We start from the raw sequence: 25,294 nt of genomic DNA, 5'->3' as shown, positions 1-25,294 counted from the left end.
GTCCGTGCGCACCATCCCCGCACTCCTGGTCACCATCGGCCTCGCCGCGTCGTTGACGGCGTGCGCGTCCGACGGTGCCGGTACGACGCCGTCCTCCTGCGCCGCACCGGGAGCCGCCTCGGCCGCGGTGACCGCATCGGGCGCGTTCGGCAAGGAACCGAAGGTCACGGTGCCGTCCGGGCTGACGACGACGGGCACCCAGGTGTCGGTCCTGCGCTCCGGTGACGGCCGCGAGATCGAGGACGGCACGCCGGCCCTCGTCGAGTACACCCTCGTCGACGGTGCGACCGGTCAGGTCGTCCAGACCAGCGGCTACTCCGGGCAGACCGCGCCGATCACGGCGGGCGCCCAGAACTACGGCCCGCTCGGGACCGCGCTCGAGTGCGCCCACGTGGGCGACCGGCTCGCCGTGGCGGTGCCGAAGAGCGAGCTGAGCGGCAGCGCGACCTCGGCGAGCGGTTCCTCGCGGAAGGCCGAGGACGCCGTCATCGCGGTGATGGACGTCAAGCAGGCCTTCGACGCGCGTGCGACGGGGACCCCGCAGCTCGCCGGTGACGGCATGCCCGCCGTGGTGCTGGCGCCGTCCGGCGCCCCCGGCATCACGATCCCGTCGTGGGACGCGCCGAAGGACGACGCGCTGCACCTGCTCCGCAAGGGCTCGGGCGCGCTGCTCACCGCGAAGGACACCGCGGTCATCAAGTACACGGCCGTCTCGTGGGCCGGCAGCAACGGCGACTCGACGGTCGTCGGGTCGAACTGGACCGACGGCTCGGGTGCCCAGGCGATCCCGTTGGCGAAGGGCCAGGTCATCGACGGCGTCCGGAACGCCGTGCTCGGCCACCGCGTCGGCGACCAGGTCCTCGCGATCGTGCACCAGCAGAGCGGCACCACCGCGTACGTGATCGACGTGCTCGGGAAGATGCCCGCCTGACGCCCGCCGAGCGTCCACCGACGGCAGCGCGGGTGCACTCCGGTGCATCCGCGCTGCCGTAGGATCGGGCTCGTGCCAGCCACCCGAGCCCCCCGCGTGCCCGCCGAGGAGCGGCTCTTCAGCCTGGTGCTCGCACTGCTGTCGACGGAGTCCGGCCTGACCAAGGCGGAGATCCTGGCGAACGTGCAGGGGTACCGGCAGCGCTACTCGCCCGGCGGCGACAACGCGTCGCTCGAGCGCCAGTTCGAGCGCGACAAGGACGACGTCCGCGAGCTCGGCATCCCGCTCGAGACGATCGAGACGCCCGGTGCCGCCGGCAACAACCAGACCCTGCGCTACCGGATCCCGAAGGGCGAGTACGACCTCCCGCTCGACGTCCGCTTCACGCCGGACGAGTCGGCACTGCTCTCCCTGGCGGCGATGGCGTGGCGCGAGGGGGCCCTGTCCACGGACTCCCGCCGCGCGCTGCTGAAGGTGCGCTCGGCGGGCGCCGACGACGGTGACGCGGCACCGGGCCGGACGACGGCGGGCATGACCGCCTACGCGCCACGGCTCCGTGCCCGCGACGCCGCGTTCGAACCGCTCCGGTCGGCGCTCGACCGAGCAGCGGCCGTCCGGTTCGACTACATCACCCCGGGTGAGCACGAGCCGCGTCGCCGCGAGGTCGCACCGCTCGCGCTCGTGCAGCACGCCGGTCGGTGGATGCTCGCGGCGCACGAGTTCTCCACCGGGGGCACGAAGAACTACCTGCTGTCCCGGATCGTCGGGCCGGTCTCGACGTTCGAGGCCGGGCAGCACCCGGCTCCGGCCGGTGCCGCGGAACGTGCCCTGGCCGAGCTCGACCGCGTGTGGGCCGAGCGCAGCGCGCGCATCCGGGTGGTGCCCGGATCGGACGCCGAGCGCCGACTGCAGCGCCGTCGGGGGACCGAGGTCGACGCGGACGGCGTGCTCGTGCTGCACCACGTCGACCCACAGATCCTGGCCGAGGAGCTCGCGGCGTTCGGACCGGAGGTCCGGGTGCTCGAGCCGGCGTCGCTGCGCGAGCGGGTCGTCGCCCGACTGCGCGCACTCGTCGCCGACCACACCGATCGCACCGGAGGCGCCCGTGGCTGACCAGCACCCCCTGCAGGCGCAGGACAAGCTCGCGTTCCTGCTCGTGCTGGTGCCCTACCTCATCGACCACGAGCGCGTGTCCGTCGCCGAAGCAGCACGGCACTTCGGCGTGCCGGAGCAGCGGATCCGTCGTGCGGTGGAGCTGATCGCGGTGTCGGGCGTGCCCGGCGAGACCATGCAGTACCAGCACGGTGACCTCTTCGACATCGCGTGGGACGACTTCGAGCAGAACGACATGATCGTCCTGACGAACCTCGTCGCGATCGACGACGCGCCCCGGTTGTCCGCCCGCGAGGCCTCCGCGCTCATCGCCGGACTGCAGTACCTGTCGGCGCTGCCCGAGGCGGCGGACCGCGACGCGATCCGGTCGCTCATGGCGAAGCTGTCCCGCGGTGCCGGGGGAGCGGCGTCGAACGTCGCCGTCGGTCAGGACCTCCACGACGCAGCCCTGGCGACGATCCGGAGTGCGGTGGCCGGCGGACGGGGCCTCGCGTTCGACTACGTCGGACCGCGCACCCAGGGCGGTCCCCGTCGTGTCGACCCGCTGCGCGTCGAGTCGATCGACACCGACTGGTACCTGCGCGCGTGGGACCTCGACCGGCAGGCCCTCCGCACCTTCCGGCTCGACCGGATGTCGAACGTCCGCGTCGACGACCGTGCCGCCGAGAAGTCCATCGACGACGTCGTCATCCCGGACACGCTCTTCCAACAGTCCGGGGGTGACGTCATCGTCACGGTCGAGCTCGACTGCTCGTCGCTGCCGCTCGTCGCCGACTACCTGGCGGACACTGCCGACTCCGAGGACGCCGACGGTCGCGTGCGCATCCGGCTCGCCGCGTCGAACGGCTTCGACGGGGTGGTCCGGCTCGTCGCCGGTCTGCCCGGTCGGGCCGTCGTGCTCGACCCGCCCGCGGCGCGGGCCGCCGTCCGCGCGTTCGCCGAGGCAGCCCTGGCCGCCGACTGATCGGTCGACGCGGCTCCGCAGCCCGGCGCGAACGACGCGGCGCAACGCCCCGGTGCGGCCGTCGCACCCCGGCAGAGCGGAACGCGACGTCCGCACCGGGGCGCAGCCGACGCAGGTGACGGACCGACCGGCTCCGCCGCGCCGGACGGGAGGCACGGCGTCAGCCCGCCCCGCGCCTCCCGTCCGGCCTCGCCGCGCCGGACGGGAGGCACGGGGTCGGCCCGCCCCGTGCCTCCCGTCCGGCAGCGGGCTGAGCGTCCGTCGTGCCCGGCCCGACTGTCGGTCCCGGTCCCGTAGGATCGATCCATGGCTTCGACGACCGCGAGCGGGCGAGCGAAGCGGCCCGGTGGTCCGAAGAAGGACGCCGAAGGTCGCATGTCGCTCGGGCAGCACCTCATCGAGCTGCGCAACCGGTTGTTCAAGGCCGTCATCGCGGTCGCTGCCTGCGCGATCGGCGGGTGGTTCCTCACCCCCTTCGTGCTCGACGCCCTGCGGCAGCCGGTCACGCAGCTGGCCGAGGTCGGCGGGCACACGGCCGAGCTGAACTTCCCGATGATCACCGGGGCGTTCGACCTGCGGCTGCAGATCGCGATCACCATCGGCATCGTCATCTCGAGCCCGGTGTGGCTGTACCAGGTCTGGGCGTTCATCGTGCCGGCGCTCGTCCGGCGCGAGAAGCAGTACGTGTTCGGCTTCCTCGGCACCGCGATCCCGCTGTTCTTCGCGGGGTGCTGGTTCGGCTGGTACGTCCTGCCGCACATCGTCGGCATCCTCGGCAGCTTCGTCTCGCAGCAGGACACCTCGATCGTCGACGCGAAGGCGTACTACGACTTCGTCATCAAGCTCATCGTGGCCGTCGGCATCGCGTTCGTGCTGCCGGTGTTCCTCGTGCTGCTGAACTTCGTCGGGGTGCTGTCGGCGAGCTCGATCATCAAGTCCTGGCGTGTCGCGATCCTCTGCATCCTCGTCTTCTGCGCGATCGTCACCCCGTCGGCTGACGTCATCTCGATGTTCCTGCTGGCGATCCCGATGACCGTGCTGTACATCGCCGCGTGCTTCGTCACGTGGATCCACGACCGCCGCGTCGCCAAGAAGCAGGCGAAGCTCGACGAAGAGTACGGACTGTGATGACGACCGGACTCAGCCCCGCCGAACGGTTCCAGGCGGCGAAGGTGCGGAACCGTTCGCGCAACCTCGAGCTCTTCCGCTCCGACCTGCGCTTCGACCTCGACCCGTTCCAGATCGCAGCGTGCGACGCGCTCGACCAGGGGCGCAGCGTCCTGGTGGCGGCACCGACCGGTGCCGGCAAGACCATCGTCGCCGAGTTCGCGATCTGGCTCGCGATGCGCCAGCCCACGGCGAAGGTCTTCTACACGACGCCGATGAAGGCGCTGAGCAACCAGAAGTACAACGAGCTCGTCGCCGACTACGGCGAGTCCGAGGTCGGACTCCTCACCGGTGACACGAACGTCAACCCCCGAGCCCGCGTGGTCGTGATGACGACCGAGGTGCTCCGCAACATGATCTACGCGGACTCCGACCTGCTCGACGACCTCGCGTGGGTCGTGCTGGACGAGGTCCACTACCTGGCCGACCGGTTCCGCGGGGCGGTGTGGGAAGAGGTCATCCTGCACCTGCCGACCGAGGTCCGGCTCGTCTCGCTCAGCGCGACCGTGTCCAACGCCGAGGAGTTCGGCGACTGGCTGCAGACCGTGCGCGGCGACACCGACGTCATCGTGTCCGAGGACCGTCCGGTGCCGCTCGAGCAGCACGTGCTGGTCGGTTCGAAGATGGTCGACCTGTTCGACTCCAGCGGCGCCGCGGCAACCAACCGCGTGAACCCGGAGCTGCTCCGGCTCGTCGGCGGTGCCGCGCGCAGCGAACGGCACGGCGGCGGGCACCGCGGACGACGCGGCCGCGGCGGGTACCCGGAGCGACGGGGGCCCCGCACCGAGAAGATGTACCGCGAGCAGATCGCGAAGGTGCTCGACGAGCGCATGCTCCTGCCGGCGATCTTCTTCGTGTTCAGCCGCAACGGCTGCGACCAGGGCGTCCGCCAGGTCCTCCGCTCCGGGATCTCGCTGACGACGGCCGACGAGCGCGCCGAGATCCGGGAGACCGCGGAGTACCACTGCCGGACCCTGCTCGACGAGGACCTCGCCGTGCTCGGTTACTGGGAGTGGCTCGAGGGCCTCGAGCGTGGCGTCGCCGCACACCACGCCGGGCTCCTGCCGGCGTTCAAGGAGGTCGTCGAGGACCTCTTCCAGCGCAAGCTGCTCAAGGTCGTGTTCGCGACGGAGACCCTGGCGCTCGGCGTCAACATGCCGGCCCGCACGGTCGTGCTCGAGAAGCTCGAGAAGTTCAACGGCGAGGCCCGGGTCCCGATCACGCCGGGGGAGTACACGCAGCTCACCGGTCGTGCCGGTCGTCGCGGCATCGACGTCGAGGGGCACTCGGTCATCCAGTGGTCCGACGGCCTCGACCCGCAGGCGGTGGCCTCGCTCGCGAGCCGCCGCACGTACCCCCTCAACTCGTCGTTCAAGCCGACGTACAACATGGCCGTGAACCTCATCGAGCAGTTCGGTCGGCAGCGCACGCGTGAGGTCCTCGAGACCTCGTTCGCGCAGTTCCAGGCGGACCGCTCCGTCGTCGACCTGGCGCGCAAGGTGCGGTCGCAGCAGGAGTCGCTCGACGGGTACCAGAAGGCGATGCACTGCCACCTCGGCGACTTCACCGAGTACGCCGCCCTGCGGCGCCGCCTGTCCGACCTCGAACGCACGAACGTCCCCGGCGGCCGCGAAGCGTCCCACGGCGCCCGTCAGGAACGCCAGGCGGCGATCACCGAGGTCCGGCGACAGCTGCAGCGCCACCCCTGCCACGCGTGCCCCGACCGCGAGGCACACGCCCGCTGGGCCGAGCGCTGGTACAAGCTCAAGCGCGCCAACGACAAGCTCGTGCAGCAGATCCGCTCCCGCACCGGCGCGGTGGCGACGACGTTCGACCGCGTGACCGACGTGCTGCTGCAGCTGGGCTACCTGGTGGCGACGGGGGACGACGAGGCGACCGTGGCCGCCGGCGGTCGTCGCCTGCAGCGGATCTACGGGGAGCGCGACCTGCTCGTCGCGGAGTGCCTCGAGGCCGGGGTCTGGAAGGACCTCACACCCGCGCAGCTCGCAGCCATGGCCGCGACGATCGTCTACCAGCCCCGCCGTGAGGACGCCCCCGGCACCGAGCACGCCCTGCCGCGGGGCGCGTTCCGCCCGGCCCTCGACGAGACCCTGACGATCTGGGCACGACTCGACGACGTCGAGCGCGACGCCCGGCTCGCCGGCTCGCAGCCACCCACCCCGGCGATGTCGGTCGGCATGTTCCGGTGGGCGTCGGGCTCGGCGCTCGACGACGTGCTGCGGACGCTCGACATGCCCGCCGGTGACTTCGTGCGCTGGTCCAAGCAGGTCATCGACCTGCTCGACCAGGTCCGGAACGCCGGCGACGACGAACTCGCCCAGACCGCTCGACGGGCGACGGACGCGGTGCGCCGCGGCATCGTCGCCTACGCGACGGTCTGACGGGAGGCCCGGTGCGCGTTCCCGACGCTGCCGCGCGTCCGCAGGACGCCGACGTCACCGCGAGACGCCGCGTCCCGCGCGGGACCGCGGCAGGTCCCGTGGCGCCCCGTGGAGTCGACGGCGTCCCGCCGGTCTGGCGGCGCTCCGAGTTCGCGGCGCTCCCACTCCGGACCGCCTTCCCGCTCGCGGTGGTCGGCGGGCTGCTGTTCGCCCTGTCCTTCCCGTCGCCGGGCTGGTGGTTCCTCGCCTACCCCGCGATGGCGTGCATGCTCCTCGCCGCGATGGGCCAGCGCGCCCGTCGGGCGGCGTGGCTCGGGTACGTGGCCGGTGCCGCGTTCTGGCTGCCGGGGATCTCGTGGGCCGGGCGGTACCTCGGGCCGGTCCCGTGGCTGGCGCTCGCGCTGTTCGAAGCCGCGTACTTCGCCCTCGGCAGCGTCGCCGTCGCCCTGGCGTACCGCTGGGTCGCACGCGTCCTGCCGTCGACCGCCTGGCGTGTGTGGGGCCTCCCGGCCGTCGTCGCCGGTCTCTGGACGGGCCGCGAGTGGTTCTCCGGGAGCTGGCCGTACGAGGGCTTCGCCTGGGGGCGCGTCGGCCTGTCGCAGTCCCAGGGCCCGTTCACGCACCTCGCCGCGTACGTCGGCGTGCTCGGTGTGACGTTCGTGGTCGTGTACTGCGTCGCGGTGGTGGTGTCCCTGGCGCTCGTCGTGCCGCACGCTCCCGGTGCCGTGCTGCGTGCGCCGGTGCGGGTCGCGACCGCGGGGCTGCTCGTCGCCGTCGTGCTCGCGGTGCCGGCGTGGCCGACCCGGGTGGACGGGAGCATCCGCATCGAGTCCGTGCAGGGCAACGGTCCGGCCGGCTACTTCGACCGGGCGCAGCCGGGCGAGGTCCTCGCCGCACAGGTCGCGGCCACCGACGTCGAGGCCCGTGACGTCGACCTCGTGGTGTGGCCGGAGGCGGCCGCCGAGGCCGACCCGCGGCAGTTCAGAGCCGTCGCCGAGGCGCTCGACTCGGTCGTCGACACCGTCGGTGCACCGCTCGTCGCCGGCGCGATCACGCAGACGCCCTCGGGTGTGCTGCACAACACGTCCTTCGTGTGGACCGCGGACGGCTGGCAGTCGTCCTACGACAAGAAGCGGCCCGTGCCCTTCGGCGAGTACGTCCCCGACCGCTGGTTCTTCTCGAAGCTCGCACCGTCGCTGATCGGACTGCTCCAGCGTGACTACACGCCGGGGACCAAGCCGAACGTCCTCGACGTCGCGGGCATCCGGGCCGGCATCGCGGTCTGCTTCGACATCGTCGACGACGGCTTGACCTCCGACATGGCCCGCGGGGGAGCGCAGGTGATCCTGGCGCAGACCAACAACGCCGACTTCTCCGGCACCGACGAGAACCTGCAGCAGCTGGAGATCGCGCGCCTCCGGGCGGTCGAGACCGGGCGGTCGCTCGTGAACATCTCGACCGTCGGCGCATCCCAGGTGATCGACCCGACCGGACGGACGATCGACCGGGTGCCCGCGTACACGGCGACGTCGATGGTGACCGACGTGCCACTCGGTACCGGGACGACGCCGGCGACCGTCGTGTCCGGCTCGGTGACGCTGCTGGTGTCCCTCGGGTCGCTCCTCGTGCTGCTCGCGTGTGCGCCGTGGCGGCGCCGCCCTTCCCGTTCGGCGCAGCGCGCTTCCTGAGCGCCGCGACCGCCCACTGGGAACGCTCTGTGAATGCGCCCCATCGGGATGCATCCTGCGTGGGACAGTGTTGAGGAGGGCAGACGAGCGAGAGGAGCACACACATGGCTGATCGGAGTCTCCGCGGGATGCGGCTCGGGAGCCAGAGTCTCCAGAGCGAGGAGGGCGTCGAGCTCTCCGACCGGAAGCGCGCGGTCTACCAGACGGAGTCGGGGGAGACGTTCGACGTCGTCTTCTCCGCCGAGGCCGACGTGCCGCAGACCTGGTCCCAGCCGCGGACCGGACGCGAAGGACGACTGCTGGGCGACGACGGGATCCCCGTCGAGGTCGCAGCCGAGGACGTCAAGGCGCCGAGGACCCACTGGGACATGCTGCTCGAGCGGCGGTCGCGTGAGGAACTCGAGGAACTGCTGCAGGAACGGCTGCAGTTCCTGCGCGCTCGACGCGGCGCCTAGGCAGACCACGAACGACGACGCCCGCCCCGGACCGGGGCGGGCGTCGTCATGTCAGCGGCGTGTGTCAGCGCCGACCGGACCCGTCGCTGCCTCGGTGGCCAGAGGCGTCGTCGGTCGGCGACGCCGGGTCGACGATCTGCTGGTCCGTCGCGTCGTCGGCGGCGGCGAGGTGTTCGTCGACGCTGCGGTCCGACTCCGCCAGCCGCTGGTCGAGTTCGGAGTCCGGCACGATGTCCGCGGCCGTGGCGTCGGCACGCGGAGCAGCCGCCGACGCTGCGTCGGCCGTCGCGGTGTTCGTGAGGCTCTCGTTCGCGAGCTTCGAGATGCGGGACAGGAAGTCCGTGCCGCCACCGGCTCCGGCGACCGGGCCGGTACCGGTGCGCCCGGTGGTGAAGCCCTTCGCGATGCCGGACAGCGCCTCGGTGAACTCGCTCGGGATCATCCAGAGCTTGTTCGCGGTGCCCTCGGCGATCTTCGGCAGCGTCTGCAGGTACTGGTACGAGAGCAGCTTGTCGTCCGGGTCACCGGTGTGGATCGCGTCGAACACCGTGGCGATCGCCTGCGCCTCGCCCTCGGCGCGCAGGACCTGCGCCTTGGCGTCACCCTCGGCGGCGAGGATCGCCGCCTGCCGCTGGCCCTCGGCCTCGAGGATCTGCGACTGCTTCGTGCCCTCGGCCTGCAGGATGGCGGCACGACGGCTGCGCTCCGCGCGGAGCTGCTGCTCCATGGCGTCCTGGATCGACACGGGCGGCTCGATGGCCTTGAGCTCGACGCGGCCGACGCGGATGCCCCACTTGCCCGTCGCCTCGTCGAGCACGACGCGCAGCTGTCCGTTGATGTTGTCACGGCTCGTCAGGGCTTCTTCGAGGTTCAGCCCGCCGACGACGTTGCGGAGCGTGGTCGTCGTGAGCTGCTCGACCGCACCGAGGTAGTTGGCGATCTCGTACGTGGCGGCTCGGGCGTCGGTCACCTGGAAGTAGACGACCGTGTCGATCGAGACGACCAGGTTGTCCTCGGTGATCACCGGCTGCGGCGGGAACGACACGACCTGCTCGCGCATGTCCAGCAGCGGACGCAGACGGTCGATGAACGGCACGAGGATGTTGAGGCCCGGGTTGAGCGTCTTGTGGTACTTCCCGAGTCGCTCGACGATGCCGGCCGTCGCCTGCGGCACGATGCGGATCGCGCGGGACAGGACGACGATCACGAAGATCACGACGACGAGGACGAGGACGAGCAGAGCGATCGTCCCGGGTGTGATGGTCACGAGGTGGCCCTTTCTCCGAGGCGGACGACCGCGGTCGACCCCTCGATGGACTCGACGACCACGGGGGTGCCGAGCGGTGGTGTGCGGTCGGGGGAGTCCGTCGCGAGGCGGGCGCTCCAGGTCTCGCCGTTCGCCAGGCGCACCTGGCCGGGCGTCGACGACGTGAAGGCGACCGCGACCGTGCCGGGGAGCCCGATGAGCCCCTCGATGTTGGTGCGGTGCGGGTCCGCGCTCCGGCCGAGTGCCGCGAGCAGCCGCGGCCGCACGAGCGACAGCAGGAGCAGCGCCACGGCGGCGGCGACGATGGCGGACAGCCACCACGGTGCTCCGAGCAGGGCTGCGATCAGCCCGCCGGCCGCACCGGCTGCGAGCATCAGGAAGATGAAGTCGAGGGTGAAGACCTCGACCACCCCGAGCAGCAGTGTGAGTCCGATCCAGACGATCGTCTGGATCCAGTCGGTGTTCACGCGATCTCCCTCCCTCGGTCGCGCGCTCCGGCGTGCAGCGTCGCGACGGCCGGTCTGATTCCGTTCAACATATCAAGCGGTGCTCGTCTCCGCCTGTGACCGTGCCGCTGGTTGGTAGGCTCGTCCGCGGCCGACCGGCCCGAACAGCGACCTGGAGAACACGACTGTGAGCAACCCCCTCGCCCCCGGATCCCTCGCCGACAAGCGCGCCCTCGTCACCGGGTCCTCGCGCGGCATCGGCGCCGACACCGTCGGCTACCTGGCGGAGGCCGGCGCGAAGGTCGTCGTGAACTACCGCAACAAGGCCAAGCGTGCCGAGCAGATCGCCGAGAAGGTCGTGGCAGCCGGCGGCGCCGCCCTCGCCGTGGGTGCCGACCTGACCGACCACGAGTCCGTGCAGGCGATGGTGGACACCGTCGTCGCCGAGTGGGGCGGCATCGACCTCCTCGTGCTCAACGCCTCGGGCGGCATGGAGTCCGGGGTCGGCGAGGACTACGCGCTGCGCCTCAACCGCGACGCCCAGGTCGACATGCTGCAGACCGCCGTGCCGCACATGCCCGCTGGGTCCCGCGTCGTCTTCGTCACGAGTCACCAGGCGCACTTCGTCGAGACCGCCGAGACCATGGACGAGTACGTGCCCGTCGCGAAGAGCAAGCGTGCCGGCGAGCTCGCGCTCCGCGAGCTGGTCCCGCAGCTCGAGGCCGCCGGCATCGAGTTCGTCGTCGTCTCCGGCGACATGATCGAGGGCACCATCACGGCCACCCTGCTCAACCGCCTGAACCCCGGTGCGATCGAGGGCCGTCGGCAGGAGGTCGGCAAGCTCTACAGCGTGTCCGAGTTCGCCGCCGAGATCGCCCTGGCAGCGGTCGAGCCGATCCCGGCCGACCACACGAAGCTCGTCGGCGACGTCAGCGGCTTCACCGCCTGACCCGACGCGGGTAGCGTCGGCCGCGTGACCGCTGCACCCGGCCTGCGCCTGACCTCCCGCATCCTCCTGCTCGACCCCGACGACCGCGTGTTCCTGATGGACACGCGGTCGCCGTCGTCCGACGGCTCGCACCGCTGGATCACGCCCGGCGGCGGGGTCGACCCGGGGGAGTCGCACCGCGACGCCGCCGTGCGGGAACTCCGCGAGGAGACCGGCATCGTGATCGACGACCCGGGCGAGCCCGTCTGGACGTGGGACTTCACCGTCGAGTGGGACCTGGCCGACCACGACCGCGGCCACGCCGAGTTCTACGTCGTCCACACCGAGGGGTTCGCGCTCTCCGACGCCGGGTGGACCGAGGACGAGCAGGTCGACATCCTTGCGTCGCGCTGGTGGACGGCCGACGAGCTCGACGCCACGGACGAGCCGTTCGAGCCGGCCGAGCTGCCCGCGTTGGTGCGGCGTCACAGCCGGACCTGAACCAAGCTCGCAGGAAGCGCATACCTTGTGCCCAGACGGCCGCGAGCAACCCGTGCCAGCGGCCCCTGACACGAGGAGCTCCCATGTCCACGAACGGTTACCCGCCGGCACCGAACACCCCGGGCGCTGCCCCCGCGACGCGTGGCGGCAACGGGCTGGCGATCGGATCGCTCGTCCTCGGCATCATCGGCACGGTCCTCGGCCTCTTCGTCGCCATCGTCGGCATCATCGCGGGTGTCGTCGGTCTGGTGCTCGGGATCCTGGCGCGCCGCCGTGGACTGAGCCGCGGCATGGTGCTCGCCGGCATCATCCTCTCGGTCATCGGCATCGTCCTGGGCATCATCGGCTACATCGCCACCGCCGTGCTGCTCACGCAGTCCTGAGCCACTGATCTGGCCGGAGACGGACGGGAGGCGCGTGGCGGACTCGCCACGCGCCTCCCGTGCGTCCGTGGCCGGGTCGCGCACCGACGCTCGCCGCCCGGAGACCGCCTCGGCTGGCGGCGAGTAGCGTCCGCTCCATGAGCTACAGCCAGCCCGACCCTGCAGAAGAGACCACCCAGGCCGAAGCGCCCGAGCAGCCGGACACCGGCAGCTCGGGCGTCGAGGAGGACGGCCGCGAACAGGCCGCCCTCGAGGTCGACACCGATGACGTCCCCACCGGGGACGAGGACCCGCAGTCCTCAGGCTCCTGACCGGAGCGTCGCCGCGACGAGCTCCCCGACCAGTTCCGGGTAGGGGAGCCCGATCGCGGCGAACATCCGCGGCACCTGCGACCGCTCCGTGAACCCCGGCGCGGTGTTCACCTCGTTCAGCACGACTCCGTCGCCCGTGACGAAGAAGTCGAACCGGGCGACGCCGGCGCACCCGAGGGCGGTGTAGAGGGTCCTCGCTGCGGACTCGATGCGGTCGTGCTCGGTGGACGTCAGCTGCGCGGGTACCGTGAAGGCCGCTGATCCGTCGTACTTCTCGGCCGTGCCGAACACCTCGCCCTCAGCGACACCGATCTCGAGCGTCGCGCCGACCCGGAGCGCTCCGGCGCGGTCACGGAAGACGGCGACGTCGACCTCGCGTCCGGTGACGAACCGTTCGACCAGGACGTCCGTGCCCGCGGCGCGGGCAGCGGCGATCGCACGGGCGTACTCCTCCGGTCGGTGGACGACCGAGACCCCGTTGCTCGACCCGCCCGTGGTGGGCTTCACCACGACGGGCAGCTCCGCGGGGAGCACCGGGTCGACCCCGGTCCCGACGAGCACGGCCGGAGCGGTCGCGACGCCGATCGCCTCGGCGACGAGCTTCGTCACCCACTTGTCCATCCCGAGTGCGCCAGCCCGGACGGGCGATCCCACGACCGGGACGCCGATCATCCGCGCGAGCCCGGCGAACGCGCCGTCCTCGCCGTCGACCCCGTGCAGGACGGGCAGGACCGCGTCGCACGACGTCAGGGCGGCGACGGCCTCTGCCGCGGTCAGCACGGCGCCGTCGGTGTGCCGCCACCCGCCGTTCCGGTCGATCGTCAGGGGGACCGCGACCGTCCCGTCGCGGCGGACGGCTCGGGTGGCCGCCGCCGCCGATGCGAGGGAGACCTCGTGCTCGTTGTTGGCGCCGCCGCCGACGACGGCGATCCGCAGGGTCCGGTCAGGCACGAGCGGCCGCCGTCCCCGTGGCTGCACCGGCCGGCGCGGTGCTGTGCACCCGGCGGACGCGGGGCCCGATGCCGGTGACGATCTCGTGCTCGATCGTGCCGGCCCAGCGCGCCCAGTCGGCGACGGTGGGCTCGCCGGCGGTCCCGCGGCCGAACAGCGTCACGGTCTCTCCGGGCCGCAACCGGTCGTCCCCGGTGTCGACGACGACCATGTCCATCGAGAAGCGGCCGACGACCGGGCGTCGCCGACCCCTGACCTGCACCTCGGCGCGGTCCGATGCTGCCCGGGGGAGTCCGTCGGCGTACCCGAGGGGGAGCAGGGCCAGGTTGGTCGGCCGCTCGACGACGTGGTCGTGTCCGTACCCGATCCCGGCGCCGGCGGCCACCGCACGCGTCGACACGACCGGCGCGGTGAGTGACAGTGTGGGGACGAGCGCGTCGGACGTCGCGGACGGGTCGATGCCGAACAGCCCGGCACCGATGCGGTGCAGACCGTGTCCGGACCCGACGCCCGTGATCGTCGCGGCGGTCGCCGCCAGGTGCGTCACGAAGCCGGACAACCCACGGCGGCGGGCCGTGCGGACCGCGTTCGCGAAGCGCAGCGTCTCACGCGCGTTCTGCGGGTCGTCGGGGCGGTCGGCACAGGACATGTGGCCCATGACCCCGACGACGCGAACCGTGCCGTGCCGTTCGAGCAGGGCGGCTGCTGTGCACAAGGCGGCCCAGGTGTCGTGCGGAGCCCCGTCCCGCGACATGCCGAGGTCGACGTGCAGGTGCACCCGGGACGTGCGACCGACCCGGGCTGCCGCGCGGCTGACGGCGTCGAGCAGTTCGGTGCTCGACACGGCGAGGTCGACGTCCGCCGTGACGGCCGAGTCGAAGTCCGCGTCGACCGGGTTGAGCCAGCTGAGCACCGGGACGTCGACGCGGTCGGCGCGGATCGCCAGGGCCTCGGTGACCGAGGTGACGCCGATCGCAGTCGCGCCCGCAGCGACGACGGATCGGGCGACCGAGCCGTGTCCGAAGGCGTCCGCCTTGAGGACAGCCATGAGGTGTCCGCCGGTCCGGTCCGCGAACCACGCGGTGTTGGCGCGGACGGCGTCGTCGTGGACGACGAGTTCCGCGGTGCTGCTCGACCTCGAGCCTGGTGTGTGCATGCTGTTGAGCCTGGCTCATTCGATCGCACCCGAGCATCGGTCGCGCGGATGATCGGAACCGGCCGCTGGACCGACGTCCGGACGGCGCGAGGATGACGTCCAGCGGAGCGCCGGCAGCGCTGGACCACCACCGGAACGCCGACCACGTCGGCCGCGGCGCTGCTCGCGGCTCGTTCAGATGCGCCGATAATGCATATTATGTCAACTCAGCGATTGCTGACTCGGTGTCACGGGGTCGGCCGCGGTGTCGCCAGGGGCTTCCCCGCGGCGTGCACCGCGACGAAGACCAGCACGAGTTCCTCGTCCGACACGTTCGACGCCTCGTGGTCGACCATCGGTGGTTCGACCAGGACGTCACCCGGCCCGAAGAACCGCTCCGTCTCCGCCGTCCGGTGACGCAGACGCCTGCTCGCGACGATGCCCGTCTGCCAGGCGTCGTGCCGGTGCCATCCGGTCGAGGTGCCCGGCGGGATCCTGGCGACGAGCGACCGGACCGCCGCTCCGTCCCCGCTCGACGGTCCTGACCCGACGAGCTCGGTCCCGAGCGGCTCGGTCCCGATCTCGACGGTACGGATGCTCGACTCCTCCACACCGGTAGTATGCACAACATCACCGGGATCGTCCACGGGTCCCGGCGCGTGTGTCTGCTGCCCACCCGTGAACTGCTCGAAGCTGGCACTGGCATCGTCGACAGTCACCGAGACCGACCGAGCGTCCCGGAAGGACCCCATGCCCTCGACTCCCCCGGCTCCGGATGCCCGGAAGGAACCTGCGTTCCCGGTCAGGATCACGAGCCGCCCCGCCGCTGCCCTCGTCACGCTCGGCTTCGTGGTGGTCCTCCCGCTGGTGTTGCTCGCCGTGTCGACGGTCCTGCCCGGCACGGACGGCAGCCCCCTCGGTTCGCAGGACGCGCTCGTGCGACAGGCGGTCGGTGACGGCACCGCGCTGGTGGTCGTCGCGGCGCTCGTCAGCCTGCTCGGCGGCTGGCGCAGCGTCGTCGCCGAGCCGCGCACGCGTTCCCGGTGGGGTGTCGTCATCCTCGTCGGCTACGCCGTCCTGGCCGCGGCCACCTTCACGACGCCGCTGCGTCCGGGCAGCGGCGACTACCTCGGGGCACTCGCCGTCGCCGTCGTGGCGGTCGCGCTCGTCGAGGAGCTCGTGTACCGCGGCGTCCTGGTCGTCGGCTTCCGACGGGCCCTGCCGGAGTGGGTGGTCTGGCTCCTGTCGACGGCGTCGTTCGCGCTCACCCACGCCCTCGGGCAGGGCCTCGACGGGTTGTTCCAGGTCCAGATGACGTTCGTGCTGGGATCGGCCGCCTACCTCGTACGCCGGGTGTCCGGTTCGATCGTCGGCCCGGTCGTGCTGCACGTGCTCTACAACGCCGTCCAGGGCTTCCGGACGCAGACCGCCGACGGGGTCCCCGCCGTGCTCAGTGCCGCGACCGTGCTGTTCCTGTTCGCGGCAGCCGTCGTCGGCCTCGTGCTGGCGATCCGCCACCCGCGCGACGACCGCCGGGCCTGATCAGCCGTCGGGCCTGATCAGCCGTCGGGCCTGATCAGCCGTCGGGCCTGATCAGCCGACGGGCCCGGTCGACTGCCGGGCCTGAGCTCGCAGACGGGCTCAGAACACGGCGACCGTCATGCCGGAGCCACTCGCGGGACGGTCCATCGCCTCGAGTGCTCCCGGCAGGTCGTCGAACCCGATCCTCGTACCGATCGACTCGGCGGGACGCAGTCGACCGGACACGACCTCGTCGAGCATCGCGGCGTACTCCCCCACGCCGATCCCGTGGCTCCCGAGGAGTTCGAGCTCGTCGGCGATGACGCGGCCCATCGGGATCGCCGGTGCCGCCTCGTCGTCGAGCAGGAGGCCGACCTGGACGTGCCGTCCGCGGGGACGCAGCGACGCCACGGCCGCCACCGAGGTGGCCCGGCTGCCGTACGCGTCGACGGACACGTGCGCGCCACCCGCGGTCTCCCGGTGCACGGCCGCCACGACCTCGTCGTCCATCAGGATCGGGGTCGCGCCCAGCGCGGCGGCGCGTTCGAGCGCCGGGACCGAGACGTCGACGGCGACGACCCGGGCGCCGGCCGCGACGGCGACGAGGACCGTCGACAGTCCGACACCGCCGCACCCGTACACGACGACCCACTCCCCCTCCGCGACCCGGCCACGGGCGTGCAGGGCGTGGAAGGCGGTGCCGAAGCGGCAGCCGAGCGCGGCTGCCTCGGCGAACCCGACGGCGTCGGGCAGGGCGACGAGGTTCACGTCGGCGTGCGGGACCACCACGGACTCCGCCCACGAGCCCTGCAGGGTGAACCCGGGCTGCTGCTGGCGCGTGCACACCTGCGTCGCCCCGTCGCGGCACTGGTCACAGGCGCCGCACGCGAAGACGAACGGCGCGGTCACCCGGTCGCCGACCGCGGACGCGGTGACGGCGGCGCCGACCGCCGTGACCACGCCGGAGAACTCGTGCCCCGGGACGTGCGGCAGCCGCACGGAGTCGTCGTGGCCCTTCCAGGCGTGCCAGTCGCTGCGGCAGACCCCGGTCGCCGCGACGCGGACGACGACGCCGTCGTCCGGTGCGGTCGGCTCAGGGAGCTCGACGATCGCGGGGGTGGATCCGAACCGGTCGTACTGGACTGCGCGCACCCGCCGATCCTGGCACACGCGGTGCGGTCACGAGCGAGTCGGCGACCCATGACGGACGGGAGGCGCGTGGCGGATCCGCCACGCGCCTCCCGTCCGTCGTCGGGTCAGTACGCGATGCGCCCGTTCCGGTCGTGGAACTCCCCCGTCGGCCCGTCCGCCCCGATCGTCGCCAGGGCGACGGTCGCATCCGTTCCCTCGGTCACGGTCTGGTGTCCGCCGAACCCGTTGAACGCGGTCGCCGTGTAGCCCGGGTCGCTCGCGTTCACCCGGAACCCGGGCAGGTTCTTCGCGTACTGCACGGTCATCGCGATGAGCGCCGCCTTCGACGCCGCGTACGGCACGGCGGCGACCGGGTACTCGTCGTGCCCCGGAGTCGTGAGCCACCTCGTGAAGCCGACACCGGACGCGACGTTCACGACGACCGGGTTGGACGATGCGCGCAGCAACGGCAGCGCCGCCTGGGTCACGCGCACCACGCCGGTCACGTTCGTGGCGAGCACGTCGTCGATCGCTGCGGCGTCGAGGTCGTCCACCCCGAACGCACTACCGAGCACGCCGGCGTTGTTCACCAGGACGTCGAGCTCCGGCAGCGACGCGACGGCCGCATCGACGGAGGCCTGGTCGGTGACGTCGAGCTGCACGACGTGGGCGCCGAGCGCCCGTGCGTCGTCGCCGGACGCGGTGTCGCGCATCCCGGCGTACACGGTGTGGCCGGCCTCGATGAGGCGTCGCGCGGTCTCGAGGCCGAGGGATCGGTTCGCTCCGGTGATGAGTGTCGTCGTCATGCCTCCACCCTGCTCCCCCGGTGCCCTGGCTCCCAGGCACCGGTCGACGGTGGGACCAGCGGTACCAGGACCGACGGCGCCGGTTCGTCCAGGATGGGACCATGAGCGAGTTCGCCGACGTCCTGCGGTCTTGGCGCGACCGGGTCCGTCCCGAGGAGGTCGGCCTGCCCGCCGGAGCGGGACGGCGGACGCCGGGGCTCCGGCGCGAGGAACTGGCTGCGCTCGCCGGGGTGAGCGTCGACTACGTCGTCCGGCTCGAACAGGGTCGCGCGACGAACCCGTCGCCGCAGCTGCTCGGGGCCCTCGCGACGGCGCTCCGCCTGACCGAGGCGGAGCGCGACCACCTCTTCCGGGTGGCGGGCGCGGCACCGCCCTCACGCGGGGTCGTCCCCCGCCACGTGTCGCCCGGCGTGCAGCGCATCGTCGACCGGCTCGGCGACGTGCCGATCGCGGTGTTCACGGCGGCGCACGACATCGTGCTGTGGAACGACCTCTGGGCGGCGCTCAACGGCGACCCCTCGCGGTGGACGGGGATCGAGGGCAACCTCGTCTGGCGCCACTTCACGCAGGGGCACGACGGCGTGGCGTGGGACGACACCCACCAGGAGGACTTCTCGAGCGACCTGGTCGCGGACCTCCGCGCCGCGTCCGGCCGCTACCCCGCCGACCGCGAGCTGGCCGCCCTCGTCGCCCGCCTGCGTCGCGAGTCGCGCGAGTTCGCCCGACGTTGGGAGACCGGCCGCATCGCCGAGCACCGGACGAGCCGCAAGGTCGTGACGAGCCGGGTGGGCCCGGTCGAGGTCGACTGCGACGTCCTCACGGTGCCGGGCAGTGACCTGCGCATCGTCGTGTACACCGTGACACCGGGCTCACCGGACGCCGCGGCCCTCGACCTGCTCCGGGTGACCGGTCTGCAGGAACTCCCGACGGCCTGAGGCCTTCCGGCCGGTACTACTCCCCGAAGCCGCTGCGCACGAGGGCGACGAGCGTGTCGACGGCGTCCTGCGCATCCGGGCCGTCGGCCTCGATCGTCACGGTCGCCCCCTGCGGGAGCGCCAGCGCCATGATCGCGAGCAGGCTCTTCGCGTCGACGCCGTTCACGCGGACGCGGGCCTCGTGCTTCGCGGCCGCCTTCACGAACTCGGCGGCGGGGCGGGCGTGCAGCCCGCTCTCGTTGACGAGCTCGACGGTCGCCGACGCGACCGTCTCGGGGACGGGACCACCGTCGTCGACGGGTGTCGCGCCTCCTGGCCGGTCGCCGGACGGACGGGAGGCGCTGCTCACGTCCTCCGCGGAGGCTGCGGCGGACGCCGCCGCGGCGAGCACGGCGTCGACGTCGCCACCCGTCTGCGCGGCCACGGCCGCGGCGACGGTGCCCTCGACGAGCGGGGCCTGCGAGACGTGCACGCGCGCCCGGTCGGCCTCGTCGAGGAAGTCGAGCGCGGTGTCGGTGGTCAGGTAGGCCGAGCCGAGGTCGCAGAGCACGACGACGGCGTCCGCCGACGACAGCGCGCCGATCCCCTCCGTGATCGCCTCGAACGACGTACCGATGCCGCCGTCCTCGGTGCCGCCCGCGGCGACGAGCGGCACGTCCGCCGCCATCTGCCGCGCGAGCTCGACGGTCCCCGTCGCGATCGCCGCGCTGTGCGAGACGACCAGGATGCCGACGGTCACGCGGCGTCCACCGCGGCGCGCAGGATGTACGCCGTCGACTGGGCACCGGGATCGCGGTGCCCGACGGCGCGCTCGCCCAGGTAGCTCGCACGACCCTTCCGTGCGACGAGCGGCTCGGTCGACTCGGCCCCGGCCACCGCGGCGTCCGCAGCCGCTGCGAGCACGCGCTCCGGACCCTCGCCGGCGGCGGCTGCCGTGCTCGCGGCGTCGACCGCGGCGGACCACGCGTCGACCATGGTCTTGTCGCCGACCTCGGCCTTGCCGCGCGACACGATGCCGTCGCGGGCGGCGGTGAGCACGGCGACCAGGGTGTCCGCGTCGAGCTCGGCGGTGTCACCGGCGGCCTGCGCGGCCTTCAGGTAGGCGGTGCCGAAGAGCGGGCCGGCCGCGCCGCCGACCGTCGAGATGAGCTTGGTCGCGACGGTCTTGAAGACCGCTCCCGGGGTGTCGAAGGTTGCGCTGTCGACGGCCTCCACGACGGCGCGGAACCCGCGGTCGAGGTTCTCGCCGTGGTCCCCGTCGCCGATCTCGCGGTCGAGCGTGACGAGTTCAGCCCGGTGGTCGTCGATGGTCGCGGCGGTGCGGCGCACCCAGTCGATGGCCCATGCGGTGTCGAGCGCCAATTCGTGTCCCTTCCTGGATGATGGTCGGTGGTCAGCGACCCCAGCGCAGCGCGGGGGTCTCCACCGGGGCGTCCCAGAGGGTGGTGAGCTCCTCGTCGAGCACCGTGACGGTGATCGAGAAGCCCGGCATCTCGAGGGACGTGACGTAGTCCCCGACCAGGCTACGCGCGACGTGGTGGCCGCGGTCGGCGAGCACCTCGGCGGCGCGCCGGTAGACGATGTACAGCTCGGACAGCGGCGTCCCGCCCATGCCGTTCACGAGCAGCAGGAGCTCCGAGCCCGCCGGAGCTGCGAGGTCGGTGAGGACCGGCTCGAGCACGCGGTCGACGAGCTGGTCCGCCGGCGCCATCGGGATGCGCTCGCGCCCGGGCTCGCCGTGGATCCCGATGCCGAGCTCGACCTCGTCGTCGGCGAGCGTGAAGGACGGCTCTCCGGCGTGCGGGACTGTGCCCGAGCCCAGCGCCAGCCCCATCGAGCGGGTGACCTCGTTGACGCGGCGGGCGACCGCCGCGACCGCGTCGAGGTCGTCGCCGCGCTCGGCGGCTGCACCGGCGCACTTCTCGACGACGACCGTCCCGGCGACGCCGCGTCGGCCGGCGGTGTACAGCGAGTCCTGCACGGCGACGTCGTCGTCGACCACGACGGCCTCGACGCGGACGTCGTCCATCGCCGCGAGCTCGGCGGCGGTCTCGAAGTTGAGCACGTCACCGGTGTAGTTCTTCACGATGTGGAGCACGCCCGCTCCCCCGTCGACGGCCTTCGTCGCCGCGACGATCGGGTCGGGCGTCGGGCTCGTGAACACCGGACCGGGGACGGCGGCGTCGAGCATGCCGGGGCCGACGAAGCCGGCGTGGAGCGGTTCGTGGCCGCTGCCGCCACCGCTGACGATGCCGACCTTGCCCTGCACGGGTGCGTCCGCCCGGTGGAGGTGGACCGGGTCCTCGACCAGGACGACGTGTCCCTCGTGGGCCCGGGCGAAGCCTCGGACGGTCTCGGTGACGACGGCCTGCGGATCGTTGATGAGCTTCTTCATGCTGACCTCCACGGGTGCGGGGCCGACCGCGGGCGGGGTCACACCGCCGTCGTCGACCGGAGTGCGACCACCCTACAGCGGGCGCCCGTTCGCACCCCGTGCACGTTCGTGCACAGCCTTGTCACCCGACGGCGTGCCGTCGACGCCCGAGGATGCCTCGGCGCACAGTCCTCGTGCACGTTCGTGCACTTTGCCCGACTTCGCTCGGCGGCGCATCGCGCGGTGGCGATCGCGCTCACTATGCTCGGCCCCAATCACTCAACGGGGAGTGCCGGACGCAGCAGCACCACCGGACCCCCACCCACTCGCACTGGAGGTCACCGATGGACGGCATCGGCGTCAATTTCATGTCAGAGCTCGTCGGGACGGCGTTGCTCATCATCCTGGGTGGCGGCGTCGTCGCCGCCGTCTCGCTCACGAAGTCGAAGGGCTTCGGCGCCGGCTTCCTCATGGTCACGATCGGCTGGGGCTTCGCGGTCTTCGCCGGTGTCCTCGTGTCCTACAAGTCCGGCGGCCAGCTGAACCCGGCGGTCAGCCTCGCGCAGATGCTGCTCGGCAACATCAGCTTCGGCACCATGCTCATCTACTGGGTCGCCCAGCTGCTCGGCGCGTTCATCGGTGCCGTCATCGTCTGGCTCGCCTACAAGCAGCACTTCGACGAGGAGCCCGACGCGGCCGCCAAGCTCGGCGTGTTCTCGACCGGCCCGGCGATCCGCAGCTACGGCTGGAACCTCGTCACCGAGGTCATCGGCACCTTCGTGCTGGTCTTCGTCATCCTCGGCATCACGAACGGCAAGGCCCCGGCCGAGCTCGGTGCCGTCCCCGTCGCCTTCCTCGTGATCGCGATCGGCGTCTCGCTCGGTGGCCCCACCGGCTACGCCATCAACCCGGCCCGTGACCTCGGCCCGCGCATCGCCCACGCGATCCTGCCGATCAAGGGCAAGGGCACCAGCGACTGGGCCTACAGCTGGGTCCCGGTCGTCGGCCCGCTCATCGGTGCCGCCCTGGCCGCAGGCGCCTCGACGTTCCTGCTCCCCGTCGTCTCCTGACGACGACCCGTCCACCACACCGAACGCAACCCCAAGGAGAACCCATGGCCGACTACATCGTCGCCATCGACCAGGGCACGACCTCGACGCGCGCCATCGTCTTCGACCACTCCGGCTCGATCGTGTCCGTCGGACAGAAGGAGCACGAGCAGATCTTCCCGCGCGCCGGGTGGGTCGAGCACGACCCGGCGGAGATCTGGGACAACGTCCGCGAGGTCATCGGCCAGGCCCTGTCCCGCGCCGACATCACCCGCCACGACGTCGCGGCGGTCGGCATCACGAACCAGCGCGAGACCGCGGTGGTCTGGGACAAGACCACCGGCAAGGCCGTCTACAACGCCATCGTCTGGCAGGACACCCGCACCCAGTCGATCGTCGACGAGCTGGCCGACGGCGACACCGACCGCTACAAGGCGATCGTGGGCCTGCCGCTCGCGACGTACTTCGCCGGTACGAAGATCGCCTGGATCCTCGAGAACGTCGAGGGTGCTCGCGAGAAGGCCGAGGCGGGCGACCTGCTCTTCGGCACGACCGACACCTGGGTGCTCTGGAACCTGACCGGCGGCACCGACGGCGGCGTCCACAAGACCGACGTCACGAACGCGTCCCGCACGCTGTTCATGGACCTCGAGACGCTGCAGTGGCGCGACGACATCCTGGCCGACTTCGGGGTGCCGAAGTCGATGCTCCCGGAGATCGTCAGCTCCTCCGAGGTGTACGGCCACGTCGAGTCGTCGAGCCTCCTCCGCGAGGTCCCGATCGCCGGCATCCTGGGCGACCAGCAGGCCGCGACCTTCGGTCAGGCCGCGTTCGACCAGGGCGAGTCGAAGAACACCTACGGCACCGGCAACTTCCTCATCTTCAACACGGGCACCGAGATCGTCCGCTCGGAGAACGGGCTGCTCACGACCGTCGGGTACAAGCTCGGCGACCAGGAGACGCACTACGCACTCGAGGGCTCGATCGCCGTCACGGGTTCGCTCATCCAGTGGCTCCGCGACAACCTCGGCCTGATCGGCAGCGCACCCGAGGTCGAGGCGCTCGCGAAGACCGTCGAGGACAACGGCGGCGTGTACTTCGTGCCGGCGTTCTCGGGCCTCTTCGCGCCGTACTGGCGTCCGGACGCCCGCGGCGCCATCGTCGGTCTCACCCGCTACGTCAACAAGGGGCACATCGCCCGTGCCGCCCTCGAGGCGACGGCGCTGCAGACCCGCGAGGTCCTGGACGCCGTCAACGCGGACTCCGGCGTGGACCTGACCGAGCTCAAGGTCGACGGCGGCATGACCGCGAACGACGCGCTCATGCAGTTCCAGGCGGACATCCTCGACGTGCCGGTCGTCCGCCCGGTCGTCGCGGAGACCACCGCCCTCGGCGCCGCCTACGCCGCCGGCCTGGCCGTCGGCTTCTGGGCCAACCTCGACGAGCTGCGCGCCAACTGGCAGGAGGACAAGCGCTGGGAGCCGCAGCTCGACGCGGCGGAGCGCGAGCGCACGCTGCGCCTCTGGAAGAAGGCCGTCACGAAGACCTTCGACTGGGTCGACGAGGACGTGCGCTGACACGCGTCTGAGGTGACCGCCTGGAGGCGCGGTTCCGGTCCCACGGACCGGCACCACGCCTCCAGTGCGTTGCGCTGGTGCGCGTGGCGGGGTCCGCGGTCCTGCCGGTCCCGCAAGACGCAACGAGGGCGCCTCCTCGCAGCGGAACAGTGCTGCGGGGAGTCGCCGACGTTGCGTCTTGCGGGCCTCGACGCGGGGTCAGACCGCGGGCGCCGCGCCGACCCAGTCGGCCAGTTTGCGCGCTCCGGCACCGGAGTCGACCGCCTCGGCCGCGACGGCGAGCTGCTCGCGGAAGCGGGTGAGGATCGGGCGGTCGGCCTGCTCCGGGTCCTCGGCCAGGCGGAAGGACACCAGGCCTGCCGCGGCGTTGAGCAGGACGATGTCGCGGACCGGTCCCGTCTCCCCCGCGAGCACGCGGTGCACCACGGCGGCGTTGTGCGCCGGGTCGCCGCCGAGCAGGTCCTCGGTGCGGGCCCGGGGGATGCCGAGGTCACGCGGGTCGAGGTCGTGCTCGGTCACCCGTCCACCGGTGACCTCCCAGATGTGCGAGTGCCCGGTCGTGGTGAGTTCGTCGAGGCCGTCGTCGCCGCGGAAGACGAGCGCGGTCGCCCCACGGGTCTGGAACACGCCCGTGATGATCGGGACGAGCTCGAGCTGCGCCACGCCCACCGCGTTCGCCTCGCACCGGGCGGGGTTCACGAGCGGACCGAGGAAGTTGAACACGGTCGGGACGCCGATCTCGCGGCGCACCGGCGCGGCGTGCGCGAAGCCAGGGTGGAAGGCGCTGGCGAACGCGAAGGTCAGACCGACACGCCGGAAGGTGTCCGCGACACGCGCGGCGTCCATCGTGAGGTCGAGGCCGAGCGCGGCGAGCACGTCGCTCGATCCGGACTTGGACGAGCTGGCACGGTTGCCGTGCTTCACGACCGGCACGCCCGCGGCGGCGATCACGATCGCGGCCATCGTCGACACGTTCACGGTCCCCACGACGTCGCCACCGGTCCCGACGATGTCGAGTGCCATCGGGTCGACCTCCAGCGGGACGGCGGCGTCCAGGATCGCGTCGCGGAACCCGACGACCTCGTCGACGGTCTCGCCCTTCGCCCGGAGCGCCACCGCGAAGGCCGCGATCTGGGCGGCGGTCGCGCGCCCCTGCACGATCTCCTCCATGGCCCACGTGGACTGCCTGATCGAGAGGTCCTCGCGCGCCATGAGCGAGCTGATGACTGCTGGCCAGGAGAGTGTGGGCGACATGGCTC

The 25,294-nt window shown here is 72.1% G+C and carries 26 protein-coding genes; 15 read left to right on the top strand and 11 right to left on the bottom strand.

All coding sequences use genetic code 11. The annotated features are described in order from the left end of the window. Positions 1 to 4: 4 nt before the first annotated feature. The 7 genes from QUG93_RS00890 (at position 5) to QUG93_RS00860 (ending at position 8,720) form a co-directional block, all read left to right on the top strand. On the top strand, positions 5 to 931 hold the full coding sequence (locus QUG93_RS00890; protein ID WP_289471748.1) for an FKBP-type peptidyl-prolyl cis-trans isomerase: 927 nt from the start codon (positions 5 to 7) through the stop codon (positions 929 to 931). Between the two features lie 72 nt (positions 932 to 1,003). Next, on the top strand, positions 1,004 to 2,044 hold the full coding sequence (locus QUG93_RS00885; protein ID WP_289471747.1) for a helix-turn-helix transcriptional regulator: 1,041 nt from the start codon (positions 1,004 to 1,006) through the stop codon (positions 2,042 to 2,044). Beyond that, entirely contained in the window at positions 2,037 to 3,008 is a 972-nt protein-coding gene (locus QUG93_RS00880) for a helix-turn-helix transcriptional regulator (protein WP_289471746.1), read from the top strand. The genes QUG93_RS00885 and QUG93_RS00880 overlap by 8 nt, the downstream gene beginning before the upstream one ends. Before the next feature lie 375 nt (positions 3,009 to 3,383). Continuing rightward, positions 3,384 to 4,136, top strand: coding sequence for a twin-arginine translocase subunit TatC (tatC, locus tag QUG93_RS00875; RefSeq protein ID WP_289472039.1), 753 nt, complete (start codon positions 3,384 to 3,386; stop codon positions 4,134 to 4,136). Further along, entirely contained in the window at positions 4,136 to 6,577 is a 2,442-nt protein-coding gene (locus tag QUG93_RS00870; RefSeq protein WP_289471745.1) for a DEAD/DEAH box helicase, read from the top strand. The genes tatC and QUG93_RS00870 overlap by 1 nt, the downstream gene beginning before the upstream one ends. 98 nt (positions 6,578 to 6,675) lie before the next feature. Further along, complete coding sequence (gene lnt, locus QUG93_RS00865; RefSeq protein WP_289471744.1) at positions 6,676 to 8,265, top strand: apolipoprotein N-acyltransferase; 1,590 nt, start codon at positions 6,676 to 6,678, stop codon at positions 8,263 to 8,265. Between the two features lie 104 nt (positions 8,266 to 8,369). Then, positions 8,370 to 8,720, top strand: a complete 351-nt coding sequence (locus QUG93_RS00860) for an RNA polymerase-binding protein RbpA (protein WP_289471743.1) — start codon at positions 8,370 to 8,372, stop codon at positions 8,718 to 8,720. A gap of 64 nt (positions 8,721 to 8,784) precedes the next feature. On the opposite strand, the gene QUG93_RS00855 is transcribed toward QUG93_RS00860, so the two are convergent. After that, positions 8,785 to 9,981, bottom strand: coding sequence for an SPFH domain-containing protein (locus QUG93_RS00855; protein ID WP_434533071.1), 1,197 nt, complete (start codon positions 9,979 to 9,981; stop codon positions 8,785 to 8,787). Positions 9,982 to 9,983: 2 nt separating this feature from the next. Then, positions 9,984 to 10,454, bottom strand: coding sequence for an NfeD family protein (locus tag QUG93_RS00850; RefSeq protein ID WP_289471741.1), 471 nt, complete (start codon positions 10,452 to 10,454; stop codon positions 9,984 to 9,986). A gap of 166 nt (positions 10,455 to 10,620) precedes the next feature. Between QUG93_RS00850 and QUG93_RS00845 the strand changes: the two genes are divergently transcribed. The 4 genes from QUG93_RS00845 (at position 10,621) to QUG93_RS00830 (ending at position 12,556) form a co-directional block, all read left to right on the top strand. Beyond that, positions 10,621 to 11,382: an SDR family oxidoreductase gene (locus QUG93_RS00845; protein ID WP_289471740.1), complete on the top strand. Its 762-nt coding sequence runs from the start codon at positions 10,621 to 10,623 to the stop codon at positions 11,380 to 11,382. Between the two features lie 24 nt (positions 11,383 to 11,406). Next, a complete protein-coding gene (locus QUG93_RS00840) occupies positions 11,407 to 11,862 on the top strand; it encodes an NUDIX hydrolase (protein ID WP_289471739.1) in 456 nt (151 codons plus the stop codon). A gap of 83 nt (positions 11,863 to 11,945) precedes the next feature. After that, entirely contained in the window at positions 11,946 to 12,245 is a 300-nt protein-coding gene (locus QUG93_RS00835) for a DUF4190 domain-containing protein (RefSeq protein WP_289471738.1), read from the top strand. A 137-nt stretch (positions 12,246 to 12,382) separates the two neighbouring features. Beyond that, positions 12,383 to 12,556 (top strand): hypothetical protein, encoded by a 174-nt coding sequence (locus tag QUG93_RS00830; protein WP_289471737.1) that lies wholly within the window; start codon positions 12,383 to 12,385, stop codon positions 12,554 to 12,556. Here QUG93_RS00830 and QUG93_RS00825 read toward each other — a convergent pair. The 3 genes from QUG93_RS00825 to QUG93_RS00815 all read right to left on the bottom strand — a co-directional run bounded on the left by QUG93_RS00825 (position 12,545) and on the right by QUG93_RS00815 (position 15,253). Further along, positions 12,545 to 13,507 carry a D-alanine--D-alanine ligase family protein gene (locus tag QUG93_RS00825; RefSeq protein ID WP_289471736.1) on the bottom strand — a complete coding sequence of 321 codons (963 nt, stop codon included), beginning with the start codon at positions 13,505 to 13,507 and terminating at the stop codon, positions 12,545 to 12,547. The two genes, QUG93_RS00830 and QUG93_RS00825, sit on opposite strands and share 12 nt — an antisense overlap. Then, positions 13,500 to 14,663, bottom strand: a complete 1,164-nt coding sequence (gene alr / locus QUG93_RS00820; RefSeq protein WP_289471735.1) for an alanine racemase — start codon at positions 14,661 to 14,663, stop codon at positions 13,500 to 13,502. Before alr ends, QUG93_RS00825 begins: the two co-directional genes overlap by 8 nt. A gap of 227 nt (positions 14,664 to 14,890) precedes the next feature. Continuing rightward, positions 14,891 to 15,253 carry a cupin domain-containing protein gene (locus QUG93_RS00815; protein WP_289471734.1) on the bottom strand — a complete coding sequence of 121 codons (363 nt, stop codon included), beginning with the start codon at positions 15,251 to 15,253 and terminating at the stop codon, positions 14,891 to 14,893. Between the two features lie 139 nt (positions 15,254 to 15,392). Between QUG93_RS00815 and QUG93_RS00810 the strand changes: the two genes are divergently transcribed. Continuing rightward, positions 15,393 to 16,184 carry a CPBP family intramembrane glutamic endopeptidase gene (locus tag QUG93_RS00810; protein ID WP_289471733.1) on the top strand — a complete coding sequence of 264 codons (792 nt, stop codon included), beginning with the start codon at positions 15,393 to 15,395 and terminating at the stop codon, positions 16,182 to 16,184. 99 nt (positions 16,185 to 16,283) lie between these two features. Here the strand turns inward: QUG93_RS00810 and QUG93_RS00805 are convergent, their stop codons facing one another. Continuing rightward, entirely contained in the window at positions 16,284 to 17,315 is a 1,032-nt protein-coding gene (locus QUG93_RS00805) for an alcohol dehydrogenase catalytic domain-containing protein (protein WP_289471732.1), read from the bottom strand. A 104-nt stretch (positions 17,316 to 17,419) separates the two neighbouring features. Further along, positions 17,420 to 18,100 (bottom strand): SDR family NAD(P)-dependent oxidoreductase, encoded by a 681-nt coding sequence (locus tag QUG93_RS00800; protein ID WP_289471731.1) that lies wholly within the window; start codon positions 18,098 to 18,100, stop codon positions 17,420 to 17,422. A 101-nt stretch (positions 18,101 to 18,201) separates the two neighbouring features. Here QUG93_RS00800 and QUG93_RS00795 point away from each other — a divergent pair, with 101 nt between their 5' ends. Beyond that, entirely contained in the window at positions 18,202 to 19,035 is an 834-nt protein-coding gene (locus QUG93_RS00795; RefSeq protein ID WP_289471730.1) for a helix-turn-helix transcriptional regulator, read from the top strand. Positions 19,036 to 19,051: 16 nt separating this feature from the next. On the opposite strand, the gene dhaM is transcribed toward QUG93_RS00795, so the two are convergent. Genes dhaM through dhaK form a run of 3 tightly spaced genes read right to left on the bottom strand, consistent with a single transcriptional unit; the run spans position 19,052 to position 21,430 of the window. Further along, positions 19,052 to 19,774: a dihydroxyacetone kinase phosphoryl donor subunit DhaM gene (gene dhaM, locus QUG93_RS00790; protein WP_289471729.1), complete on the bottom strand. Its 723-nt coding sequence runs from the start codon at positions 19,772 to 19,774 to the stop codon at positions 19,052 to 19,054. Next, the gene (gene dhaL / locus QUG93_RS00785; protein ID WP_289471728.1) at positions 19,771 to 20,397 is read right to left on the bottom strand and encodes a dihydroxyacetone kinase subunit DhaL; all 627 of its coding nucleotides are present in this window, start codon (positions 20,395 to 20,397) and stop codon (positions 19,771 to 19,773) included. The genes dhaM and dhaL overlap by 4 nt, the downstream gene beginning before the upstream one ends. 31 nt (positions 20,398 to 20,428) lie before the next feature. After that, positions 20,429 to 21,430 carry a dihydroxyacetone kinase subunit DhaK gene (dhaK, locus tag QUG93_RS00780; protein ID WP_289471727.1) on the bottom strand — a complete coding sequence of 334 codons (1,002 nt, stop codon included), beginning with the start codon at positions 21,428 to 21,430 and terminating at the stop codon, positions 20,429 to 20,431. 323 nt (positions 21,431 to 21,753) lie between these two features. Here dhaK and QUG93_RS00775 point away from each other — a divergent pair, with 323 nt between their 5' ends. Then, a complete protein-coding gene (locus QUG93_RS00775) occupies positions 21,754 to 22,479 on the top strand; it encodes an MIP/aquaporin family protein (protein WP_289471726.1) in 726 nt (241 codons plus the stop codon). A 44-nt stretch (positions 22,480 to 22,523) separates the two neighbouring features. Further along, the gene (glpK, locus tag QUG93_RS00770; protein WP_289471725.1) at positions 22,524 to 24,035 is read left to right on the top strand and encodes a glycerol kinase GlpK; all 1,512 of its coding nucleotides are present in this window, start codon (positions 22,524 to 22,526) and stop codon (positions 24,033 to 24,035) included. Between the two features lie 198 nt (positions 24,036 to 24,233). On the opposite strand, the gene trpD is transcribed toward glpK, so the two are convergent. Further along, the gene (gene trpD, locus QUG93_RS00765) at positions 24,234 to 25,289 is read right to left on the bottom strand and encodes an anthranilate phosphoribosyltransferase (protein ID WP_289471724.1); all 1,056 of its coding nucleotides are present in this window, start codon (positions 25,287 to 25,289) and stop codon (positions 24,234 to 24,236) included. Positions 25,290 to 25,294 lie beyond the last annotated feature (5 nt).

The sequence above is a fragment of the Curtobacterium caseinilyticum genome (assembly GCF_030363035.1).
GTDB lineage: Bacteria > Actinomycetota > Actinomycetes > Actinomycetales > Microbacteriaceae > Curtobacterium > Curtobacterium caseinilyticum.
This window is presented reverse-complemented; position numbering and strand designations above follow the sequence as displayed.

Excerpts from the sequence above, each read along its gene's own strand:
- QUG93_RS00870 (WP_289471745.1), top strand. The coding sequence starts at position 4,136 with ATGACGACCGGACTCAGCCCCGCCGAACGGTTCCAGGCGGCGAAGGTG.
- QUG93_RS00830 (WP_289471737.1), top strand. The coding sequence starts at position 12,383 with ATGAGCTACAGCCAGCCCGACCCTGCAGAAGAGACCACCCAGGCCGAA.
- QUG93_RS00835 (WP_289471738.1), top strand. The coding sequence starts at position 11,946 with ATGTCCACGAACGGTTACCCGCCGGCACCGAACACCCCGGGCGCTGCC.
- QUG93_RS00860 (WP_289471743.1), top strand. The coding sequence starts at position 8,370 with ATGGCTGATCGGAGTCTCCGCGGGATGCGGCTCGGGAGCCAGAGTCTC.
- tatC (WP_289472039.1), top strand. The coding sequence starts at position 3,384 with ATGTCGCTCGGGCAGCACCTCATCGAGCTGCGCAACCGGTTGTTCAAG.
- glpK (WP_289471725.1), top strand. The coding sequence starts at position 22,524 with ATGGCCGACTACATCGTCGCCATCGACCAGGGCACGACCTCGACGCGC.
- dhaK (WP_289471727.1), bottom strand. The coding sequence starts at position 21,430 with ATGAAGAAGCTCATCAACGATCCGCAGGCCGTCGTCACCGAGACCGTC.
- alr (WP_289471735.1), bottom strand. The coding sequence starts at position 14,663 with ATGCACACACCAGGCTCGAGGTCGAGCAGCACCGCGGAACTCGTCGTC.
- QUG93_RS00810 (WP_289471733.1), top strand. The coding sequence starts at position 15,393 with ATGCCCTCGACTCCCCCGGCTCCGGATGCCCGGAAGGAACCTGCGTTC.
- QUG93_RS00800 (WP_289471731.1), bottom strand. The coding sequence starts at position 18,100 with ATGACGACGACACTCATCACCGGAGCGAACCGATCCCTCGGCCTCGAG.
- QUG93_RS00775 (WP_289471726.1), top strand. The coding sequence starts at position 21,754 with ATGGACGGCATCGGCGTCAATTTCATGTCAGAGCTCGTCGGGACGGCG.
- trpD (WP_289471724.1), bottom strand. The coding sequence starts at position 25,289 with ATGTCGCCCACACTCTCCTGGCCAGCAGTCATCAGCTCGCTCATGGCG.
- QUG93_RS00795 (WP_289471730.1), top strand. The coding sequence starts at position 18,202 with ATGAGCGAGTTCGCCGACGTCCTGCGGTCTTGGCGCGACCGGGTCCGT.